23 protein-coding genes are annotated in these 18,606 nt (G+C 73.0%); 11 read left to right on the forward strand and 12 right to left on the reverse strand.

The window, feature by feature from the left end:
• The first annotated feature begins 39 nt into the window (after positions 1–39).
• The gene (locus tag AB0J40_RS29195) at positions 40–465 is read left to right on the forward strand and encodes a hypothetical protein (protein WP_364458833.1); all 426 of its coding nucleotides are present in this window, start codon (positions 40–42) and stop codon (positions 463–465) included.
• On the opposite strand, the gene AB0J40_RS29200 is transcribed toward AB0J40_RS29195, so the two are convergent.
• From AB0J40_RS29200 to AB0J40_RS29220, 5 genes are all read right to left on the reverse strand, one after another.
• The gene (locus AB0J40_RS29200) at positions 462–1,139 is read right to left on the reverse strand and encodes a GNAT family N-acetyltransferase (protein WP_364458836.1); all 678 of its coding nucleotides are present in this window, start codon (positions 1,137–1,139) and stop codon (positions 462–464) included. The two genes, AB0J40_RS29195 and AB0J40_RS29200, sit on opposite strands and share 4 nt — an antisense overlap.
• A 61-nt stretch (positions 1,140–1,200) precedes the next feature.
• Complete coding sequence (locus AB0J40_RS29205) at positions 1,201–1,842, reverse strand: hypothetical protein (protein WP_364458839.1); 642 nt, start codon at positions 1,840–1,842, stop codon at positions 1,201–1,203.
• 78 nt (positions 1,843–1,920) lie between these two features.
• On the reverse strand, positions 1,921–2,331 hold the full coding sequence (locus AB0J40_RS29210) for a VOC family protein (RefSeq protein WP_364458842.1): 411 nt from the start codon (positions 2,329–2,331) through the stop codon (positions 1,921–1,923).
• A 71-nt stretch (positions 2,332–2,402) separates the two neighbouring features.
• Entirely contained in the window at positions 2,403–2,960 is a 558-nt protein-coding gene (locus tag AB0J40_RS29215) for a hypothetical protein (RefSeq protein ID WP_364458845.1), read from the reverse strand.
• A 218-nt stretch (positions 2,961–3,178) separates the two neighbouring features.
• Positions 3,179–4,168 carry an NAD(P)-dependent alcohol dehydrogenase gene (locus AB0J40_RS29220; RefSeq protein WP_364458847.1) on the reverse strand — a complete coding sequence of 330 codons (990 nt, stop codon included), beginning with the start codon at positions 4,166–4,168 and terminating at the stop codon, positions 3,179–3,181.
• A gap of 86 nt (positions 4,169–4,254) precedes the next feature.
• Between AB0J40_RS29220 and AB0J40_RS29225 the strand changes: the two genes are divergently transcribed.
• The 5 genes from AB0J40_RS29225 (at position 4,255) to AB0J40_RS29245 (ending at position 8,818) form a co-directional block, all read left to right on the forward strand.
• Positions 4,255–4,575, forward strand: a complete 321-nt coding sequence (locus tag AB0J40_RS29225; RefSeq protein WP_364458850.1) for a helix-turn-helix domain-containing protein — start codon at positions 4,255–4,257, stop codon at positions 4,573–4,575.
• Positions 4,576–4,645: 70 nt separating this feature from the next.
• Complete coding sequence (locus AB0J40_RS29230) at positions 4,646–5,086, forward strand: MarR family transcriptional regulator (protein WP_364458853.1); 441 nt, start codon at positions 4,646–4,648, stop codon at positions 5,084–5,086.
• Positions 5,083–5,886, forward strand: coding sequence for an ATP-binding cassette domain-containing protein (locus AB0J40_RS29235; RefSeq protein WP_364458856.1), 804 nt, complete (start codon positions 5,083–5,085; stop codon positions 5,884–5,886). The genes AB0J40_RS29230 and AB0J40_RS29235 overlap by 4 nt, the downstream gene beginning before the upstream one ends.
• Positions 5,846–6,667 (forward strand): ABC transporter permease, encoded by an 822-nt coding sequence (locus AB0J40_RS29240; RefSeq protein WP_364458859.1) that lies wholly within the window; start codon positions 5,846–5,848, stop codon positions 6,665–6,667. The genes AB0J40_RS29235 and AB0J40_RS29240 overlap by 41 nt, the downstream gene beginning before the upstream one ends.
• A gap of 36 nt (positions 6,668–6,703) precedes the next feature.
• Entirely contained in the window at positions 6,704–8,818 is a 2,115-nt protein-coding gene (locus AB0J40_RS29245; protein ID WP_364458862.1) for a transglycosylase domain-containing protein, read from the forward strand.
• Here AB0J40_RS29245 and AB0J40_RS29250 read toward each other — a convergent pair.
• Positions 8,815–9,240 carry a nitroreductase/quinone reductase family protein gene (locus AB0J40_RS29250; protein ID WP_364458865.1) on the reverse strand — a complete coding sequence of 142 codons (426 nt, stop codon included), beginning with the start codon at positions 9,238–9,240 and terminating at the stop codon, positions 8,815–8,817. The two genes, AB0J40_RS29245 and AB0J40_RS29250, sit on opposite strands and share 4 nt — an antisense overlap.
• 101 nt (positions 9,241–9,341) lie before the next feature.
• On the opposite strand from AB0J40_RS29250, the gene AB0J40_RS29255 reads away from it, so the two are divergent.
• The gene (locus tag AB0J40_RS29255) at positions 9,342–9,755 is read left to right on the forward strand and encodes a zinc-ribbon domain-containing protein (RefSeq protein WP_364458868.1); all 414 of its coding nucleotides are present in this window, start codon (positions 9,342–9,344) and stop codon (positions 9,753–9,755) included.
• Positions 9,756–9,990: 235 nt separating this feature from the next.
• Here AB0J40_RS29255 and AB0J40_RS29260 read toward each other — a convergent pair whose 3' ends face one another.
• Positions 9,991–10,602, reverse strand: a complete 612-nt coding sequence (locus tag AB0J40_RS29260; RefSeq protein WP_364458871.1) for a PhoU domain-containing protein — start codon at positions 10,600–10,602, stop codon at positions 9,991–9,993.
• Between the two features lie 126 nt (positions 10,603–10,728).
• Here AB0J40_RS29260 and AB0J40_RS29265 point away from each other — a divergent pair, with 126 nt between their 5' ends.
• The 3 genes from AB0J40_RS29265 to AB0J40_RS29275 all read left to right on the forward strand — a co-directional run bounded on the left by AB0J40_RS29265 (position 10,729) and on the right by AB0J40_RS29275 (position 12,983).
• Complete coding sequence (locus tag AB0J40_RS29265) at positions 10,729–11,172, forward strand: single-stranded DNA-binding protein (protein WP_364458874.1); 444 nt, start codon at positions 10,729–10,731, stop codon at positions 11,170–11,172.
• 116 nt (positions 11,173–11,288) lie between these two features.
• On the forward strand, positions 11,289–11,576 hold the full coding sequence (locus AB0J40_RS29270) for a hypothetical protein (RefSeq protein WP_364458877.1): 288 nt from the start codon (positions 11,289–11,291) through the stop codon (positions 11,574–11,576).
• A gap of 402 nt (positions 11,577–11,978) precedes the next feature.
• Positions 11,979–12,983, forward strand: coding sequence for a pirin family protein (locus AB0J40_RS29275; protein ID WP_364458880.1), 1,005 nt, complete (start codon positions 11,979–11,981; stop codon positions 12,981–12,983).
• Here the strand turns inward: AB0J40_RS29275 and AB0J40_RS29280 are convergent.
• On the reverse strand, positions 12,957–13,793 hold the full coding sequence (locus AB0J40_RS29280) for an alpha/beta hydrolase (protein WP_364458883.1): 837 nt from the start codon (positions 13,791–13,793) through the stop codon (positions 12,957–12,959). The two genes, AB0J40_RS29275 and AB0J40_RS29280, sit on opposite strands and share 27 nt — an antisense overlap.
• Before the next feature lie 49 nt (positions 13,794–13,842).
• On the reverse strand, positions 13,843–14,517 hold the full coding sequence (locus tag AB0J40_RS29285; RefSeq protein WP_364458886.1) for a GntR family transcriptional regulator: 675 nt from the start codon (positions 14,515–14,517) through the stop codon (positions 13,843–13,845).
• Between the two features lie 41 nt (positions 14,518–14,558).
• Here AB0J40_RS29285 and AB0J40_RS29290 point away from each other — a divergent pair, with 41 nt between their 5' ends.
• On the forward strand, positions 14,559–16,190 hold the full coding sequence (locus tag AB0J40_RS29290) for a thiamine pyrophosphate-dependent enzyme (protein WP_364458888.1): 1,632 nt from the start codon (positions 14,559–14,561) through the stop codon (positions 16,188–16,190).
• On the opposite strand, the gene AB0J40_RS29295 is transcribed toward AB0J40_RS29290, so the two are convergent.
• The 3 genes from AB0J40_RS29295 to AB0J40_RS29305 form a co-directional block, all read right to left on the reverse strand.
• Positions 16,187–16,339 carry a hypothetical protein gene (locus AB0J40_RS29295; protein ID WP_364458890.1) on the reverse strand — a complete coding sequence of 51 codons (153 nt, stop codon included), beginning with the start codon at positions 16,337–16,339 and terminating at the stop codon, positions 16,187–16,189. The two genes, AB0J40_RS29290 and AB0J40_RS29295, sit on opposite strands and share 4 nt — an antisense overlap.
• A complete protein-coding gene (locus tag AB0J40_RS29300) occupies positions 16,303–17,562 on the reverse strand; it encodes a pyridoxal-dependent decarboxylase (protein ID WP_364458892.1) in 1,260 nt (419 codons plus the stop codon). The genes AB0J40_RS29295 and AB0J40_RS29300 overlap by 37 nt, the downstream gene beginning before the upstream one ends.
• 63 nt (positions 17,563–17,625) lie before the next feature.
• Positions 17,626–18,522: a phosphatase PAP2 family protein gene (locus AB0J40_RS29305; protein ID WP_364458894.1), complete on the reverse strand. Its 897-nt coding sequence runs from the start codon at positions 18,520–18,522 to the stop codon at positions 17,626–17,628.
• Positions 18,523–18,606: the final 84 nt, after the last annotated feature.

Below are 18,606 nucleotides of genomic sequence, written 5' to 3' on the forward strand. Positions count from 1 at the left end.
CCACTCCCGGGGCCCGCGGGGAGCCAGTAGCTTCGGCGCGTGTCGAAATTCCTGCTCTCGGTCCACGTCCTGGCGGCGGTCCTCGCCGTCGGCCCGGTCGCCGTCGCGGCCAGCATGTTCCCCGCCGCCGTCCGGAAGGGCGACGTCAAGGTCGCGACCATGCTGCACCGGATTTGCCGCGTGTACGCCTACGCCGCCATCGCGGTGCCCGTCTTCGGCTTCGGCGTCGCGGGCACGATGCACGTCATGGGCGACCCGTGGCTGCTGACGTCGATCGGGCTGACCGCCGTCGCCGCCGCGGTCCTGGCGCTGCTGGTACTGCCGAGGCAGAAGCGGTTCCTGGCCGCGGAGTCCACTTCGGACAAGCTCGGCAGGCTCGCGATGGTCACCGGGGTGTTCAACCTGCTCTGGGCGGCGGTGACGGTGCTGATGATCGTGCGGCCGGGCTCCTCGACCGGCGCCTAGCCCGGTACGCGCACCGCGACGAAGTCCGGCCGGCGCCGCAGGGCGAACCCGAGGGAGAGGTAGAGCCGGATCGCCGGGGTGTTGCTCGCGGCGGCGTGCATCATCGGCGTCTCGCCGCGCTCGCGGATGCCCGCCGCCACGGCGAGCACGAGCCGCGTCGCGAGGCCCTGCCCGCGGTACGCCGGGTCGGTGCAGACCGCGCTGATCTCGGTGTGGCCGGGCGGGTGCAGCCGCTCCCCCGCCATCGCCACCAGCGCGCCCCCGCGCCGGATCCCCAGGTAGGTGCCGAGCTCGATGGTCCGCTTCCGGAACGGGCCCGGCTTCGTGCGCTCGACGAGGTCGAGCATCTCCGGCACGTCCGCGAGGCCCAGCCGCACGGCCTCCGGGTCCGGCGCGGCCGCCACGCCCTCGTCGACCAGCTGGACGCCGGGCAGCGCGTCGAGCACTTCCCAGCCCGCCGGCGGCCGCGCCGCGGCGGCGGCGAGCACGACGACCGCGCCCGGCCCGCCGAGCTCGGCGACGTCCCGCCAGTCCTGCTCGTCCGGGTCGTCGGGCAGGCCGAGGAAGGGAGCGACGTCCTCGGGGTAGCGCAGCACACGCCCGCGCCGTTCGGCGAAGCGGGCGTGCGGGCCGTTCAGTGACGTCCACGTCGGGTTGTCCAGCGGAGAAGCCATGGCTCCAGCATGCGCAGAACCGCCGGCCGTCCGGCGGTGCTCCCACATCCTGAGCAAGCGCTCAGCCGACCGTCGTCAGCTCCTCGTCCGAGAGCACGCCGGACCCGGCCGACACGACCAGCCTGCCGCCACCCACCTGGTAGGTGTAGTCGCCGTTCTTCGCGACGAAACCGTCGCCCGAAGCCTGCGCCGGCAGCGTGATGTGCGTGTCGTCCGAGGCCGCCTGCCCGCGCGCCTGGCCGTCGTAGAAGATCCGGCCGTCGGGCACCCGGCAGATCGTGATCAGCGACTTCGGCGTCTGCGCGACCAGCAGCGCGGTGCCCTGCCCACCCGGCAGGTAGCGGGCCGCGTCGCCCGGGCACGGCTTCTCGGCCGGTGTCGCGGAGCTCGTTGTCGCGGAGGTCGTCGTCGCCGGCGGCGGGGTCAGGGCGTTCGCGGTCGTGACCACGGTCTTGGTCGTCGGCACGACGGGCGTGGTGTACGACGGGAACGGCCCGGACGCGTCCGGCGCCGGCTTGGCGCGCCCGGTGAACAGCAGGACCCCGGCCACCGCGACGCCGGCGACGAGCATCAGGGTCAGCAGCACCCACAGCGCCCGCGCGCGGGCCCGGCCCGGTGCCAGGCTCGCGCACGTGCCGCACCGGCCGGCGGCGGGGTCGTTGACCGCGCCGCACTGCGCGCACGTCCAGGGGGAACCCGCCATCGGGCCTCCTTCGCCCCGGCGCGGAAGCACGCCGGCACCCTCATCGTCACCGACGCGGGCGCGGGCTGCAACGCCCTGTCACGCCTGGTGGACGACGTTCACCAGCCACGGGATGCCGAACCGGTCGACGCAGGAACCGAATTCGTCGCCCCACATCTGCTTTTCGAACGGAACCGTCACGGTCCCGCCTTCGCTCAGCTTGTTCCAGTAGCCGCGCAGGATGTCGGCGTCGTCGCCGCTGAGGCTGACGGTGATGTTGGTGCCCGGGTTGTACTCCATGCCCGCCGGGGTGTCGGCCGCCATGAGCGTGTAGCCCTGGTCGGTCTCCAGCTGGGCGTGCATGATCTTGTCCGCGTCCGCTCCTTCGGGTGACCCGAATTCCCCGAACGTGTTCACCTTCAGGGTGCCACCGAAGACGCTTTTGTAGAACTCCATGGCCTGCCGCGCTTCGGCGCGGAAGCTCAGGTAGGGGTTGAGCACGGAAGCCACTGCGATCTCCTTCTGCTCGAACGAGAGCAGCATCCTCGCAGAAGCCGGTGACCTCGACAAACGCGGGAATTTCAGACGACGAACCGGCGGTGGGCGTGCGGTTCCAACGGCAGTGCGCCGTGCAGCGCGGCGCGGGCGCGCAGCTCCAGCGCGCGATCCAGCGGCGCGGCCCCGGCCGCCGCCGCGGCGTGGAACGTGCCGCGGTCGAACAGGTACACGAGCGCGAGCTTGCGGTCGCGGCGGCCGGTCTGCTCGGCGAACTCGACCGTCGCCGAGCGCAGGCAGCCGCCGTAGCCCGCCCGGGCCAGCCGGTCGGCGACGTCGACGAGGTCGGCGGTCAGCACGCGCAGGTCGCGGTTGCGGCGCCAGCACCGGACCGTCGAGCGGCCGTGGAGATCCTGCGTCACCAGCGGGTGCACGGGCAGGCGGGCCGACGTCGCGGCGATCAGCTCCGCCTCGGTGCGGGCCAGTGCGTCCCCGTCCACCTTGAAGCCGACGGTGCCGCCGCCGGTGGGCGCCAGCCCGAGCGCGGCGCGCATCCGCGGGGCGGCCGCGGCGAGGGTGTAGAGGGACTGCAGGTGCGGGCGGGAGGTCCAGCACCGGACGAGCTTGCTGCCCAGCAGAGTCATGTGTCCTGTCTCCGGTTGCGGAAGACCGCCGGGCCGGGCGCACTGGCAATGTCCACTGTGGACGTCAGGCGCGGGGACGCGGGGTCGGAAAGGACAGCATGCGCTCGTGCCCCCCGGTTCCCGGGGAGAACCACGCGATCACGCGGCGAACGGCAGCACTTCGCCGCCGAACGGTCACTCCGGGTCAGGTTCAGCCGATCAGCGGTATCCCTTTCACCTCACGCGGTGGTGATCACGACCTTGCCGAAGTTCTCGCGGCTGCGGAACCGCTCGACGGCCGCCGGGGCGTCGTCGAACGCGAACACGCTGTCGACCACCGGCTCGATCGGGCGAGCCGCGAGCTGCCGCACGAGGTCCTCCGTGTCCTCCCGGCTGCCGACCCAGATCTTCCGCACGGTCGCGCCGCTGCGGAACAGGTCCATGAACTCGACCGGCGGCCCCTCGGCGCCGACGAACCCGACGAGCGCGATCTCGGCGTGGTGCGTCCCGGCGGCGACGAGCGACTGCGCGAACGTGCCGGGCCCGCCGACCTCGACGATCCGGTCCGCGCCCCGGCCGCCGGTGGCGTCGAGGACGGCCTTGCCCCACTCGGGGGTCGCCCGGTAGTCGAGCACGGTGTCCGCGCCGAGCGCCGACAGCTTCGCCGCCTTCTCCGGGCTCGACGTCGTCGCGACCACCCGCGCGCCCAGCGCCTTGGCCAGCTGCAGGGCGAACAGCGACACCCCGCCCGTGCCGAGGGTGAGGACGACGTCTCCCGGGCGCACCCCGGCGAGCGATGTCCACGCCGTGACGGCGGCGCACGGCAGCGTCGCGCCCTGCTCGTAGGTGAGCGAATCCGGCAGCGCGACGAGCGCGTGCTCGGAGACGGCGCGGTACTCGGTGAGCCAGCCGTCCTGGGCGTTCCCGTAGCCGGCCAGCGTCGCCGGCAGCCTGCCGGCGATCCAGTTCGAGTGGAAGGCGTTGACCACCCGGTCGCCGGCCGCGAAGCGCGTGACACCTTCGCCGACCGCGGCGACCTCGCCGGCGGCGTCGGAGAGCGGGATGAGGCCGCCGGGCCCGTTGGTGAAGTGGGCGCCGTCGAGGATGAGCAGGTCGCGGTAGTTGAGCGACGTCGCCCGGACGCGGACGAGCACCTCGCCGCGCTGCGGTTCGGGGACGGGCTCTTCGCGCCGGACGAGCTCGCCGGAGCCGGGACGGTAGACGTGCACCGCTGACCTCCCTCATGTTAACCAAATGGCTAACATCGACCATGGCACAGCTGCCCGCGCTGGGGCAACCGAGGGATACTCGGACCATGGCCAGCCGCACCGCGACCCCCCTGGAGCACCCGGCCCTCGATGACGTCTCGTTCGCCACGGCGCTGGAAGCCCTGCGCGACCCGCACCGGCTGGCCATGGTCGCCGCCCTCGCCGGGGAACCCGGCCAGTCGTGCGGCGCGATCATGCCGCCGGTCAGCAAGCCGGCGGCGTCACGGCACTTCAAGATCCTGCGCGCGGCCGGATTGCTGAAGCAGTGGGACAGCGGCACGCAGCGGCTCAACGCGTTGCGCCGCGAGGAGTTCGACGCCCGCTTCCCCGGCCTGCTCGACCTGGCACTGGCCGAAGCCGCCCGCTGATCCGGGATCTTCCGCACCAACCGGACATTTAGCATTGCTAATAGTTCTGAGTCAGAGCTACCTTGGCGGCATGACCGAACTCGCCGACCGGCTCCTGGGCGCCGTCCAGGGGATCCGCCGCGTGGTGCGCCGCCGGGTGCGCGCGGACGTCCCGGGTTTCCCGCTGCCCGGCGCGCAGGTCGAAGTCCTGCGCGTGGTGGCCGACCAGCCCGGCATCGGCGTCGCCGCGGCCGCGCGCGAGCTGCACCTGGCCGCCAACTCCGTCAGCACGCTGGTCAACCAGCTCGTCGAGGCCGGCCTGCTGCGGCGCGAACCCGACCCCGCCGACCGGCGCGCCACCCGGCTCGAGATCACCGGTGCGGCGCGCGAGCGGATGGCCACCTGGCGGCGCGCCCGCACCGGGCTCGTCGCCGACGCGCTCGCCGGGCTGTCCGAAGAGGACACCGCGGCGATCGAACAGGCGTTGCCGGCACTGGAAAAACTCATGGGCATCCTGAAGGAGCAGCCATGACCGAACCCGCGGTGCGGTGCACCGGCCTGAGCCACTCGTTCGGCACGACCCGCGCGGTGGACGGCGTCGACCTGGAGATAGTGCCCGGCGAGGTGTTCGGGTTGCTCGGCCCGAACGGCGCCGGCAAGACCACGACGCTCCGGATGATCACCACGCTGCTGCCCACCGCGCCGGACCACATCACCGTCTTCGGCATCGACGTGGCACGCCGCCGGATGGCCGTCCGGCGGCTGATCGGCTACGTCCCGCAGCAGCTGTCCGCCGACGGCGCGCTGACCGGACGCGAGAACGTCGCGCTGTTCGCGCGGCTCTTCGACGTGCCCCGCGCGCGGCGCGACGGCGAGGTGCGGCGCGCCCTGGACCTCGTCGGGCTGGCCGACGACGCCGACCGCGTCGCCAAGGGCTACTCCGGCGGCATGATCCGCCGGCTCGAACTCGCCCAGGCCCTGGTCAGCTCGCCGAAGCTGCTGATTCTCGACGAGCCGACGATCGGGCTCGACCCCGTCGCCCGCTCCGCGGTGTGGGAGCGGATCACGCAGATCCGCACCGACACCGGCATGACCGTGCTCGTCACCACGCACTACATGGACGAGGCCGAGCAGTACTGCGACCGCGTCGCGCTCATGCACGCCGGCCGGATCCGGGCGCTGGGCACCCCCGCCGACCTCGAAACCGACCTCGGCCCCGGGTCCACATTGGACGACGTGTTCCGCGCGGTCACCGGCGACCGCCTCGAAACCGACGAAGGAGGGATCCGCAGTGTCCGTTCCGCTCGCCGCACCGCCCGCCGTCTCGGCTGACCCCGGCCCGCTGCGCCAGGCGCGCATCCTCGCCGCCCGCGTCGGCGCGATGTGCCTGGTGGAGCTGCAGAAGCTGCGCCGCGACCAGACCGAGCTGCTCACCCGGGCGATCCAGCCCGCGCTGTGGCTGCTGATCTTCGGCGAGACGTTCACGCGGCTGCGCGCGATCCCGACCGGCTCGACGCCCTACCTCGACTACCTCGCGCCGGGCATCCTCGCCCAGTCCGCGCTGTTCATCTCGATCTTCTACGGCATCCAGATCATCTGGGAACGCGACGCGGGCGTGCTCGCCAAGCTCCTGGTGACGCCGACCCCGCGGGCCGCGCTCGTCGCCGGGAAGGCGTTCGCCGCCGGGGTCCGCGCGCTCGTGCAGGCGCTGATGGTGCTGGTGCTGGCCGCGATCCTCGGCGTCGGGCTGACCGTGAACCCGTTGAAGCTGCTCGCCATGGCGGTCGTGCTCGTGCTCGGGTCGGCGTTCTTCTGCTGCCTGTCCATCGTGATCGCCGGGATCGTGCTGTCGCGCGAACGGCTGATGGGTATCGGGCAGGCGATCACGATGCCGCTGTTCTTCGGCTCGAACGCGCTGTACCCGGTGGACCTGATGCCGTCGTGGCTCAAGGTGCTCAGCCACGTCAACCCGCTGAGCTACCAGGTCGACGCGCTGCGCGGGCTGCTGATCGGCACGCCCGCCCACCTCGGGCTCGACTTCGGCGTGCTGGCCGCGGCGACGGCCGCCGGGGTGGCGGTCGCTTCGGCCCTGCTCGGCCGGTTGGCCCGGTGAGGCACATGTCTCACCGAACGGAAGCTTCATTCCCCGATGGCTAATCTCGGTTCCGTGAATGGTCGTCCTGGCGTGTTCTCTTTGGTCGGATTGTGCGTTCTCGCCGGAATTCTCGTGGCGGGCACGATGGCGCCCGTCGCGCTCGGCGCCGGCTTGCTGTCGAATCAGGTCAGCGATTCCGTGGACGCCATTTCGGCGCAGCTCGCCGCGGCCGACCCGCCGCTGACCACGACGGTGACCGACCGCGACGGCACCCCGATCGCGACGCTCTACGCCCAGTACCGGCTGCCGGTCACCGCGGCCGGGATCGCGACGACGATGAAGGCCGCGATCATCGCGGTCGAGGACCGCCGGTTCTACACCGAAGGCGGCGTCGACCTGCAGGGGATGCTCCGCGCGGCGGTCAACGACAGCACCGGCGGCGCGCTGCAGGGCGCGTCGACGATCACGCAGCAGTACGTCAAGAACTACCTCGTGAACGTCGTCGACCGCACCGACCCGGTGGCCCAGGCGGCCGACCGCGAAGATTCGGTCGCACGCAAGCTGCGGGAAGCCAAAATGGCCGTCCAGCTCAACGACACCATGAGCAAGGACGACATTCTCGCCGATTACCTGAACGTCGTGGAATTCAGCGGAACCGTGTACGGGGTCGGTTCCGCGGCGAAAGCCTACTTCGGGACGACAGCGGACAAACTGACCGTTCCGCAGGCGGCGCTGCTCGCCGGAATGGTGAACAACCCGAGCATCTACAACCCGTACACACACGCGGACAAGGCGCTGCAGCGGCGCAACCTCGTCATCGACGACATGGTCACCAACGGGTCGATCCCCGCCTCCTACGCCGCGACGGCCAAAGCGGCGCCGCTCGGCGTGCTGCCGAACGGGCCGGTGACACCGCCTTCGACGTGCATGGGCGCGGCCCCGGACGCGGGGTTCTTCTGCGCCTACGCAGAAAGCTACCTCGTGCACGCCGGGTTCACCGCGGACCAGCTGGCCACCGGCGGCTACACGATCAAGACGACGCTCGACCCCCGCGTCTCGCAGGTGACGAAGGACGCCGTCGACGCGAACGTGCCGACCACCCAGGACGGCGTCGCGAACACCTTCGCCGTCGTGCAGCCGGGTTCGGCGGGCCACCAGGTGCTCGCCATGGTCGCCAACCGGAACTACGGCACCGATCCCGCGCGGGGCGAGACGTCGACGGACATCGTCGCGGACGCGAGCAACGAGTTCGGCGCCGGCTCGTCGTTCAAGATCTTCACCTCGGCCGCGGCGCTCGTCACCGGCAAGGCGGGCCTGGAGACGCCGCTGCCGAACCCGGACAGCCAGTGCTTCCCGGTGCCGGACTCGCATTCGGCGTGCTACACGGTGCACAACGATGGCCACTACGCGGACCCGATCAGCCTCGCCGACGGCCTGGCGACGTCGCCGAACGTCGCGTTCGTCGGGCTGGAGAGCCAGGTCGGGATGCCCGCAGTGCTCGACATGGCCTACAAGCTGGGGCTGCGGAACACCCTCGCGACCAACGACGCCGGGGCCGCGCCGAACCCGGCGTCGGGCAACCCGCAGTACAGCGAGCCGCAGTCGCAGTACTTCCGGAACCTCCTGTCGTTCACCCTGGGCAACAGCCCGGTGAGCCCGCTGGAGATGGCGAACGTGTCGGCGACGCTGATGAGCGGCGGCGTCTGGTGCCCGCCGAACCCGATCCTGTCGGTGACCGACCGGAACGGCAACGCCGTGCCGGTCGCGCAGCAGGCGTGTGAGCAGGTCATCCCGACCGGCGTCGCGAACACCCTCGAAGCGGGCCTGAGCAAGGACACGACGAGCGGCACGTCGGCCGAAGCGGCCCGCGCGGCCGGCTGGACCCGGCCCGACATCGGCAAGACGGGCACGACGCAGCAGAGCGAGTCGGTGGCGTTCGTCGGCGGCGTCGACGGCTACGCGGTGTCGTCCATGGTCTTCGCCGACGGGCCGCACCCCCGCGAGATCTGCCCGGGCACCCCGGTGCACCTGGGCAACTGCGGCCACGGCGCGTTCGGCGGCACGGTCGCCGCGCCGCCGTACTTCCACGCGATGAGCCAGCTGCTGGCGGGGGTGCCGGACCAGCCGATCCCGGGGCCGGACCCGGCGTACCTGACCGCGCGGAACTAGCGCGGTTCGAGGAAGACGAGCGGGATCTCGCGCTCGGTCTTGGTCTGGTACTGCGCGTAGTTCTTGAACCGCCCGGCGATCTCCGGCCACAGCCGCGCACGCTCGTCGGCGTCGGCGACCCGGGCCTTCATCGGCCGCTTCGGCGCGCCCTTGAGCGACACTTCGACGTCGGGGTTGTCGCGCAGGTTGAGGAACCACGCGGGGTGGGTGTCGTCCCCGCCGCGCGAAGCGACGACGACCAGCGTGTCGCCGTCCTGGTGCGGCGAGGTCAGCAGCACCGACCGCGGCTGCCCGCTCTTGCGGCCGATCGTGGTCAGCTCCAGCACCGGCATGCCGGCCTGCCAGCCGGCCCGGCCGCCGGTGAGCTTGATCAGGCCGCGGTGCACGGCGTTCATGGTCTTCAGGGCGAAGTCGCTCGGCATGATCACAATCTAGTCCCCGAGTTCGCCGAAACCGCCACGCGGCGGCGTACCGGTGTGCGAGGCTGCCCCGCGAACGGAAGACCTGGGAGAAAGAAGTACCGATGCTGATCTGGGGCTGGCGAACGCGGATCTACGTGCTGGCGATGACGACCTTCCTGTGCGGCCGGTGCGGCAACCCCGCCTCGCACGCGGTGCGCAAGGCGGTCACGAAGTTCACTCTGTTCTTCATCCCGCTCTTCCCGATCAGCGTGAAGTACTCGGCGCAGTGCACGTTCTGCGGGATCGAGAACCGGATCCCGAAGGAGGACGCCGTTCGCCTGCAGGCGCAGGAGGAGGGTCAGCAGGGCCAGCAGGGTGGGCAGCCGGGTTACCCGCAGCAGCCGCCTTCGCAGGGGTTCCCGCAGCAGGGGTTCCAGTCGCCGCACCCTTCGCAGCCGCAGGGGTTCCCGCAGCCGCAGCACCCGTCGCAGCAGCAGTACCCGCAGCAGGGGCAGTTCCCCCAGCAGGGCAGCTGACTCAGCAGAGCCGGTTCCCCCGGCGAGGCAATTGGTCTCGCCGAGGGCCTGCTCGCCGGGCAACCCGCGAGTCGGCAACCCATGCGCGTCGCCGGCCCGCACTCAGCCCGCCGACAGCCGGCCCCGGGCGCGTCACCCATTCGCGCCCAGTCCGCCCATACCCGCCACCCGGGCGCGTCACTGACCGGCGCACCCGCCTATGCCCGGCCGCCGCGGACGCGTCCTTTTCGGACATTCAAGCAGTAATCGCAACAAACCTCGCGGCCCGGCGCGCAATCAAGGCCGCAGTCCCGGCGAACCGCGCCTGGGCCGCGGCGAGCAACACCACGTCGACCGCGGCGGCCGCCCCGTGCGGCCAGGCGATCCCGCCCGTCTCCGTGCGCAGTTCCCGCTCCACGGCGCCGGCCAGCGCGACCGCGTCGGCCACCCCGGAGCCGTCCTCGCCGGCGAGCTGCCCCCGAAGCGCCCGTGCCGCGGCCACGGCATACTCGCCCAACCGCCCCAGCGCCGGCCGCAGCTCCACCGGCACCCGCCACCGCGGCTCCGCGACCTCCCCCGCAAGACCACCCATCCGAGTGAGATCCGCGGCGATGTGAACGGCCGCGACAACCGCCTTCACGTCCTCCTCCCGCGGCGCGTGCAGGACCAGCAGCGCACCCGCCTGCTCCTCGCAAGCGGCCCCGAGCGCGGCGGCCGCGGCGACGTCTTCCCGCACCCGTCCGCCCAGCGTGCGGTCACTTTCCAGGGCGCACCGCGTCGCCTCTTCGAACGCGATCGCGACCAGCGCGCAGAGGTCCGCCAGCCGCTGGGCGAGCGTGCCCAGCTCCTTCTGAAACGCCGTCGGCATGGCGGCAGGAAACCAGCACGGACGGGCGCCGGCACCTCGTCGCCCGGCCTGGAACTGTCGGACCCCCGTGCTCTCCTCATCGGCGAAAGCGGTGCACCCCGCACCCGGAGGAGAAGGAGGAGCCCGATGGCAGGCGAAACGCTGGTGACCGTGGTCGGCAACCTGACGTCCGACCCCGAGCTGCGGTTCACGCCGTCCGGCGCCGCGGTCGCGAACTTCACGGTCGCGTCGACGCCGCGCACGTTCGACCGCGAGACCGGCGGCTGGCGCGACGGCGAAGCGATGTTCCTGCGCTGCAACGTGTGGCGGCAGTCCGCGGAGAACGTCGCGGAATCGCTGCGGCGCGGAGCCAGGGTGATCGTGCACGGACGGCTGAGACAGCGGTCGTTCGACACGAAGGAGGGCGAGAAGCGCACGGTGACCGAGCTGGACGTCGACGAGGTCGGCCCCGCCCTGCGGTACGCCACGGCCAAGGTGACGAGGCTGAGCCGGGCCGCGAGCGGCGAGGCGACCAGTTCGTGGACCCCGGAGCCGGTGCCGGTGGCCGCCGGGGTGGACCCTCCGTTCTGAGTCGACCCGGGCTCGACCGCGGCCGGTGAGGATGGCCGGAAGCCTTCTGTCGAAATCCCGGCAGCTGGTTCGACGCATGAGCAGACGAGGTCGAACCACGAGCGGGAGGGACCGAGATGAACGAGCAAACCGGAACACCGGCCGTGCGCCCCCTGGTGAACCACCGGATGCTGGCGATGCTGCGAGCGGTGGCGGCAGGCCGAGGCCGGATGTCGTGCAGCAGCGAGCCGGACTTGTTCATCGACGGAGTCTCCTGCGGCGACCAGTTCGCGGCCCACGCGCTGGCCCACCTGGGCCTGCTCCACACGGCCCGCCCCGGCCTGCCGGGCGAGCTGGTCCCGGCAGTCCTGACATCGGACGGCCAGGCGGTAGTCGCAGCACGCCAGCAGCACCACGCCGCCTGAAGAGGCGACGCGAAGCTTGACAACTCAACAAAGCAAAGCGGCCGCGACGGCTGGTCCGCCGGGCGGTCTCGGCCCGCCGCCGCCCGGCGGGGGTTCGCCCGGGGACAGCGACGGGGGCGCGGCGGCGCCGAGCCAGCGGCGCCGCCCGCCGGTTCCACCGCGGCCGGCCGCTGTCCGGCGACCCGGGCCAGCCGATGCAGCCGCCACCCGGCATATATCGGCCCCGCGCCGGCCCGGTTGCCTCGGCTGGCCCGGCTGGCCCGGCTGGCCGACGCAAGCGCAAACCCCGCCGCACACCAGCGCCACCACCGGCTCCACCCCAACCCGCGACCGGCCCACCCGCCACCACTCCCTCCGCCCGGCACCCGAGCCCCACCGAGCGACGCGACTACCGTGGCGGACATGAGCAACACCGAGGCCGCCCCCGCCGAGGTCGCCTGTGGCGACCACCCCACGGCCGCCGATCCCGAGCACCCCGCCGTCGACATCCTCACCCCGCGCGAGGTGCCCCTCGGCGGCCCGCGCGCGATGCGGGTCCGGCGGACGCTCCCCCAGCGGTCGCGGTCGCTGATCGGCGCCTGGTGCTTCGCCGACCACTACGGCCCGACCGAGGTCACCGGCGCGATGGACGTCGCCCCGCACCCGCACACCGGCCTGCAGACCGTCAGCTGGCTGTTCGCCGGCGAGATCGAGCACCGCGACAGCCTCGGCACGCACGCCATGGTCCGCCCCGGCGAGCTCAACCTGATGACCGGCGGGCACGGCATCTGCCACTCGGAGGTCTCGACCCCGGCGGCGAAGACGCTGCACGGCGTCCAGCTCTGGGTCGCGCTGCCCGAACGCCACCGCCACACGGCCCGCGCGTTCGACCACTACGTGCCCTCGGTGAACCGGATCGAAGGCGCGGAAATCCGGGTGTTCCTCGGCTCGCTGGCCGGGCGCACCTCCCCGATCCCGACCTACACCCCGCTGCTGGGCGCGGAAATCGTGCTGGGCCCGGACGCCCACATGTCCCTCGGCGTCGACCCCCGCTTCGAGCACGGCGTCCTGGTCGACACGGGCGACGTCGTCGTCGCGGGCACCAAGGTCCGCGCGGCGGAGCTGGGTTACGTCGGCACCGGCGTGCGCTCGCTGACGTTGAGCAACCGCGGCACGGCACCGGCCCGGTTCCTCCTGCTCGGCGGCACCCCGTTCGACGAAGAGATCTTGATGTGGTGGAACTTCGTCGGCCGGACCCACGAGGAGATCGCGGCCTTCCGCGAGGCGTGGGAGGCGGAGTCCGACCAGTTCGGCAGCGTCACCGGCTACACGGGCACGCCGCAGCGGCTCCCGGCACCCGCGCTGCCGGCGGTCCGCATCAAGCCGCGCCGGAACCCGGCGTCACCCCAGGAAACCCGCGAGAGCTGACCCGAACCCGGCGGGGTCGTCCAGCCAGGGGTAGTGCGCGGCGCCGGGCAGGACGACGACCCGGCCGTCCGGGAAGAGCCCGGCGAACTCACCGGCGACGGCCGGGCTGGCGATCCAGTCCAGGTCGCCGGCGAGCACGAGCACCGGAGCGTCGACGGCCCCGAGCGCGGCCCGCGTGACCTCGGGTTCGAAGGCACCGTCGGAGTTGTAGCCGCGGGCGGCGGCACCGTTGCGCTGACCCGGCTCGGTGGCTTGGTGGCGGCGGGCGGCGTCGTCCCAGCGGCCGTAGTACATCGGCGCGACGGCCGCCCAGTCGGCACTGGTCGCCCGCCGCGCGGCGATGGCGTCGTAGGCCGCGGCGGCGGCCTCGAACCAGGGCGCGCCGGCCCGCCGGGCCATGATCCGCCGCCGGTCGTCGACGGACAGCTGCAACCCGACGGCCCGCGGGCTCGGCGCGACGAGCGCGAGCCGCCGCAGCCGGCCGGGATAGCGAGCGGCGTAGAGGACGGCGAGGCTGGCCCCGGCCGAGTGCCCGAGCAGGTCGAGGCGGTCGAGGCCGAGGTGCTTGCGCAGCGCCTCGACGTCTTCGACCTGCCGATCACACCGGTAGGTGCCGGGGTCGGCGGGTGCCTCGGAGTCCCCGGTTCCCCGCAGATCGAGCACGGCGAGCCGAGCGCCGAGCCCGCCGAGGTCCCCGAGGTACGCCCCGGCGCGCATGGGGCCGCCCGGCAGGCAGACCACGGGCTCGCCACCGGAGCCGAGAAGGCGAAAGGAGAGCGCGGTCCCGTCGGGCGCGGAGAAGATCGGCATCCCCGACCCTGACACTCCGAAGGCGGCTCGGGCAACCTTCGGGCGAAGGTCACCGCTCCCGCGCGAGATAGGCGTCCAGGGTCGCCAGCCGGTGGGCCCGCGCGCACTGCTCGACCTCCGCCGGCGCACCGCCACCCTCGATCAGCGCCAGCAACCGCTCGTGCTCCTCGACCGACGCCGGCGCCCGGCCCGGGACCGACCCGAACGTGCTGTCCCGCACCGCCGCGAGCCGCGTCCAGCAGCGCTGCACCAGATCCACCAGGTTGGGGTTCGGGCAAGCGCTGAACAGCACCTCGTGGAACTCCGCGTTCAGCGCGGTGAACGTCAGCGGGTCGAACTCGGCCAGGCTCCGGCGCATCCGCTCGTTCAGCGCACGGGCGCGCGCCAGGTCCGCCGGCGTGAGCAGCGGTGCGGCGAGGCCGGTCGCGGCGCCCTCGACGATCGCCACCGTCTGCATCGCGTGCCGGTACTCCGTGGGGTCGATGGCGACCACCCGGGCGCCGACGTTCCGCTCGAACTCGATCAGCTCCTCGGCCTCCAGCCGGCGCAGGGCCTCGCGGACCGGCACCGCGCTGACCTCGAGCTCGCGGCCGATCTGGTCGAGCACCAGCCGGTACCCGGGCCCGTACCGGCCGTCGAGGATCCTGGCCTTGATCGTCTCGTAGGCCAGCTGGGACTTCGTGACAGGTCTTCCCGAGGACGCGCTGATCATGTAGGAAACCATATATGGTCCCGCCGACGGATGACGCCCAGGAGGCCGCGCCGATGCCGAGTACCCCGCCCGCCCCCACCGCGGCCGACCTGATCGTCGACGGCCTGCGGGCCCACGGCGTCGACACCGTCTTCGGCTTGCCCGGCGTGCAGACCTACGACCTGTTCGACAGCCTGGCGCGGGCCGGCGAGGACATCCGGGTGATCGGCGCCCGGCACGAGCAGACCGTGGCCTACATGGCGTTCGGCTACGCGCAGGCGACCGGCCGCCCCGGCGTCTACACGGTCGTGCCCGGCCCCGGCGTCCTGAACTCCTCGGCCGCGCTGTTGTCCGCGCACGGCGCCGGCGCCCCCGTCGTGTGCCTGACCGGCGAAATTCCCCGCGCGTACCTCGGCCGCGGGCTCGGGCACCTGCACGAAATGCCCGACCAGCTGGCCACGCTGCGGACGATGACCAAGTGGTCGGCGCTGGTCGAGCACCCGGCGGGGATCCCGGACGCGCTGGCGACCGCCTTCCGCGAAGCCACGGGCGGGCGGCCGAGGCCGGTTTCGCTGGCGGTGCCGTGGGACGTGCTGGGCCTGCGCGCCCCTGCCGAACCCGTCGGTCCGCGGCCGCTCCCGCGTCCGGTCGTCGACCCGGTCGCCGTGGAGCGGGCCGCGGAACTCCTGGCCGGCGCGCGGAACCCGATGATCATGGTGGGCGGCGGCGCGCGGCACGCGGCTGCCGAGGTCCGGGCGCTGGCCGAACGGCTGCAGGCGCCGGTGGTGCCGTTCCGCGGCGGGCGCGGCATCGTCGGCGACGACCACCCGCTGGGCTTCACCTGCGTGTCCGGCTTCGAGCGGTGGGCGGAGACCGACGTCGTGATCGGCATCGGCTCGCGGATGGAGCTGTCCTGGTTCCGCTGGCCCGGCAAGCCCGCCGGTCTGAAGACGATCCTGCTCGACATCGACCCCCGGCAGGCGACGCGGCTCGAAGCGGACGTCGCGATCGTCGCCGACGCCGCCGATTCGGCCGCCGCGCTGACCGCGGCCGCCGGTCCACAGAGGACGGACCGGACCGCGGAGTTCGCCGCGGTGAAGTCGGCCGTGGCCGAACGGTTCGCGGACGTCGGCCCGGAGCTGGAGTACCTGCGGGCGATCCGGGACGTGCTGCCGCGCGACGGCTTCTTCGTCGAGGAGATCTGCCAGGTCGGCTTCGCGTCCTACTTCGGGTTCGAGGTCTACTCGCCGCGCACCTTCGTCACGTGCGGCCACCAGGGCACGCTCGGCTTCGGCTACCCGACGGCGCTCGGCGTGCAGGCGGCGTTCCCGGGCCGGCCGGTGGTGTCGGTGGCCGGGGACGGCGGGTTCATGTTCGCCGCCCAGGAACTGGCCACGGCTGTCCAATATGGACTTAACGTGGTGGCGGTCGTGTTCGACAACGGCTACTACGGCAACGTCCACCTCGACCAGGAACGGCTGTTCGAGGGCCGCGCGTTGGGCGGGCGGCTGCGCAACCCGGACTTCGCCCGGCTGGCCGAGACGTTCGGCGCGCTCGGCCTGACCGCCCGCACCCCGGACGACCTGCGCGGCGCGCTGGACAAGGCGTTCGCCGCGGGCCGGCCGGCCCTGGTGCACGTGCCGTGCGAGCTGGGTGCCGGCGCCTCGCCCTGGAAGTACCTGATGCCGAAGTCGGACCGCAGCTAGCCGGCGGCCACGCGCTCGAGCGCGGCGAAGACGCGGTCGACGTCGGCCGCGGTCGTCCGCCAGTTGCTGAAGGCGGCGCGCAGGGCGGGGCGGCCGTCGTACACCGTCGGGGTCAGGAAGGTGGTGCCGTCCTCGGCGATGGCCCGCACGAGGGCGTCGATGTCGCGTTCGACAGCCGGGGCGAAGCAGACGACGTTGAGCCGCACGGGGGCGAGCAGCCGCCAGTTCGGCGAACCGTCGAGCCGCGCGCCGAGGTCGCGGGCGAGCGACACGCAGCGCTCGACGATCTCGCGGTGCCCGTCCCGCCCGTAGGCCACGAGCGAGAACCAGGCCGGGAGGGCGCGCAGCCGGCGGGAGTTCTCCGGGTGAGGTGCAGGAAGTCCGGCGTCTCGCCGATCTCGCCGAGGTAGGCGGCCTTGTTGCCGAACACGCGCAGCTGCAGGTCGCGGCGGCGGGTGAACTGGACGGCGGAGTCGTAGGGCACGTTGAGCCACTTGTGCAGGTCGACGACCACCGAGTCGGCTTGGTCGAGGCCGGCGGTCAGCGCCGCGTGCTCCGGCACGAGGGCGGCGAACCCGCCGAACGCGGCGTCGACGTGCAGCCAGAAGTCGTACCGCTGCTTCAGGGCGGCGATCGCGCGCAGGTCGTCGAAGTCGACGGTGTTCACGGTGCCCGCGTTCGCGACGACGACGGCCGGCCCGTCGAGCGTCTCGAGCACCTCCGCCAGCTTGCCGACGTCGACGGCTTCGCGGCCCGGCAGCACCGGCACCTTCCGCAGCGCCGACCGGCCCATCCCGAGGAACGACAGGGCCTTCAGGACACTCGAGTGCGCCGAGCCGGACAGCACGGTGACCGGGCCGAGCGCGGCGGCGCCGTCTTCGGACACCGGCACCCCGGCGCGTTCGCCGAGCCATTCGCGGGCGATGGCGAGCCCGGTGACGGTGGACATCGTGGCACCGGTGACGAACGCGCCGGAGAACTCCGCGCCGAGCCCGAACAGCTCGGCCAGCCAGCCGACGGTCTCACGCTCGAGGTCCGCCGCCGTGGAATCCAGGCCGCTGGCGGGGTTCTGGTCGTAGGTGGTGGTGAGCCAGTCCCCGGCGAGCGCCGCCGGGGTCGTCCCGCCGGTGACGAACCCGAGGTAGCGCGGCCCGGCGCTGCCCGCGAAGCCGGCTTCCCAGCGCTGCGAAAACTCCTCCAGCGCGCCCCGGGCCCCGGCGCCTTCGAGGGGCAGCGACGCCCGGGCGACGTCCCGGGGCGGCACGGCGGCCGGGCGCTCGGGCAGCCCGGCGAGCGCCTCGCCGGCGAGCTTCCGCGCGGCGTCGAGCAGGTCGGGCAGGGAGTTCAGGTCTTCGGCGAGCCGTGGATGCACGTCCCCGACGCTAAGCGCCGAATACCCCGCTGTCGCGGGCCAATCCGCCGAAACTGGCCCGGCTCAGCGGCGCAGGAGCCGCCGGACGCGGGCCTCGGCCGGGTCGAACGCCACCCGCCGCAACGGCCCCACCAACAGCACCACCACCGCCATCGCCGACAGCCCGGCGAGCACCATCGCGGCCACGAACTGGGCGGCACCGGACGTCGCCGTCCCGAGCACCAGGTAGCCCACCAGCACCAGGGCGACCGGTGCGAGCAACCCGCACAGCACCGGCAGGGGCGGCACCCGGTCACCGTCGGGGCGGCGGGCGGACACCACCGCCGCCCCGGCGCAGGTGACCGCGGCGACCAGGAGGCAGCCGCCGACGGTGTCGCTCAACCGGTGCCAGCCCAGCGCGACCGTCGCGGCCGCGACCCAGGCGACGCCGAGGCCGCCGAGCACCAGCGCCTGCGGGCGGTAGCGGCGCGGCAGGACGATCGCGAGCGCCACGAGCACGGCCATCGCCGCGCTGACGTGCCCGCTCGGGAAGCTGTTGTGGCTCGCGACGCCGAAGCGGTCGCCCGTGCTCGGCCGGTCCAGGACGTACAGCTTGAGCAGCTGGGCCACCACGAGCGGCGCGGTGAGCAGCACCAGCGCCGTCACGCCGAGCGCCAACCGGCGCCGCACCAGGGCGATCACCACCAGCAGCACGGCCACGCCGCCGAGCAGGACCACCTGGTCGGACTGGCGCAGCGGGGCCGCCCAGTCCACGGTGTTGCCCGCGGACTGGGCACTGCGGACGACGCCGTTCTCGACGCTGCGGCCGGCTTCGGTGCGGACGAAGAGCACATAGGCCGCGACGAAGGCGAAGGCGAACCCGGCCGCGCTCGCCGCGAGCACGGCGGTGCGGGACACGGCGCTCGTCACGAGCGCGTGGCGGACGGGAACGGGGCGCGTCTCGGAGATAGTCACTGCCATGTCCCCGAGTGTGGTGACGGCATTTCGGGATCCCGTCAGCGCGATGTCATGGTTTTGCTACAAGATCCGCCCGGGTCGCCACGA

The sequence above is a fragment of the Amycolatopsis sp. NPDC049691 genome, from assembly GCF_040675005.1.
Taxonomy (GTDB): Bacteria; Actinomycetota; Actinomycetes; order Mycobacteriales; family Pseudonocardiaceae; genus Amycolatopsis.

Coding starts and splice junctions, on each gene's coding strand:
- AB0J40_RS29200 (WP_364458836.1), bottom strand. CDS start 1,139: ATGGCTTCTCCGCTGGACAACCCGACGTGGACGTCACTGAACGGCCCG.
- AB0J40_RS29205 (WP_364458839.1), bottom strand. CDS start 1,842: ATGGCGGGTTCCCCCTGGACGTGCGCGCAGTGCGGCGCGGTCAACGAC.
- AB0J40_RS29215 (WP_364458845.1), bottom strand. CDS start 2,960: ATGACTCTGCTGGGCAGCAAGCTCGTCCGGTGCTGGACCTCCCGCCCG.
- AB0J40_RS29225 (WP_364458850.1), top strand. CDS start 4,255: ATGGCCAGCCGCACCGCGACCCCCCTGGAGCACCCGGCCCTCGATGAC.
- AB0J40_RS29230 (WP_364458853.1), top strand. CDS start 4,646: ATGACCGAACTCGCCGACCGGCTCCTGGGCGCCGTCCAGGGGATCCGC.
- AB0J40_RS29235 (WP_364458856.1), top strand. CDS start 5,083: ATGACCGAACCCGCGGTGCGGTGCACCGGCCTGAGCCACTCGTTCGGC.
- AB0J40_RS29245 (WP_364458862.1), top strand. CDS start 6,704: ATGGCTAATCTCGGTTCCGTGAATGGTCGTCCTGGCGTGTTCTCTTTG.
- AB0J40_RS29250 (WP_364458865.1), bottom strand. CDS start 9,240: ATGCCGAGCGACTTCGCCCTGAAGACCATGAACGCCGTGCACCGCGGC.
- AB0J40_RS29255 (WP_364458868.1), top strand. CDS start 9,342: ATGCTGATCTGGGGCTGGCGAACGCGGATCTACGTGCTGGCGATGACG.
- AB0J40_RS29260 (WP_364458871.1), bottom strand. CDS start 10,602: ATGCCGACGGCGTTTCAGAAGGAGCTGGGCACGCTCGCCCAGCGGCTG.
- AB0J40_RS29265 (WP_364458874.1), top strand. CDS start 10,729: ATGGCAGGCGAAACGCTGGTGACCGTGGTCGGCAACCTGACGTCCGAC.
- AB0J40_RS29270 (WP_364458877.1), top strand. CDS start 11,289: ATGAACGAGCAAACCGGAACACCGGCCGTGCGCCCCCTGGTGAACCAC.
- AB0J40_RS29275 (WP_364458880.1), top strand. CDS start 11,979: ATGAGCAACACCGAGGCCGCCCCCGCCGAGGTCGCCTGTGGCGACCAC.
- AB0J40_RS29280 (WP_364458883.1), bottom strand. CDS start 13,793: ATGCCGATCTTCTCCGCGCCCGACGGGACCGCGCTCTCCTTTCGCCTT.
- AB0J40_RS29285 (WP_364458886.1), bottom strand. CDS start 14,517: ATGGTTTCCTACATGATCAGCGCGTCCTCGGGAAGACCTGTCACGAAG.
- AB0J40_RS29290 (WP_364458888.1), top strand. CDS start 14,559: ATGCCGAGTACCCCGCCCGCCCCCACCGCGGCCGACCTGATCGTCGAC.
- AB0J40_RS29305 (WP_364458894.1), bottom strand. CDS start 18,522: ATGGCAGTGACTATCTCCGAGACGCGCCCCGTTCCCGTCCGCCACGCG.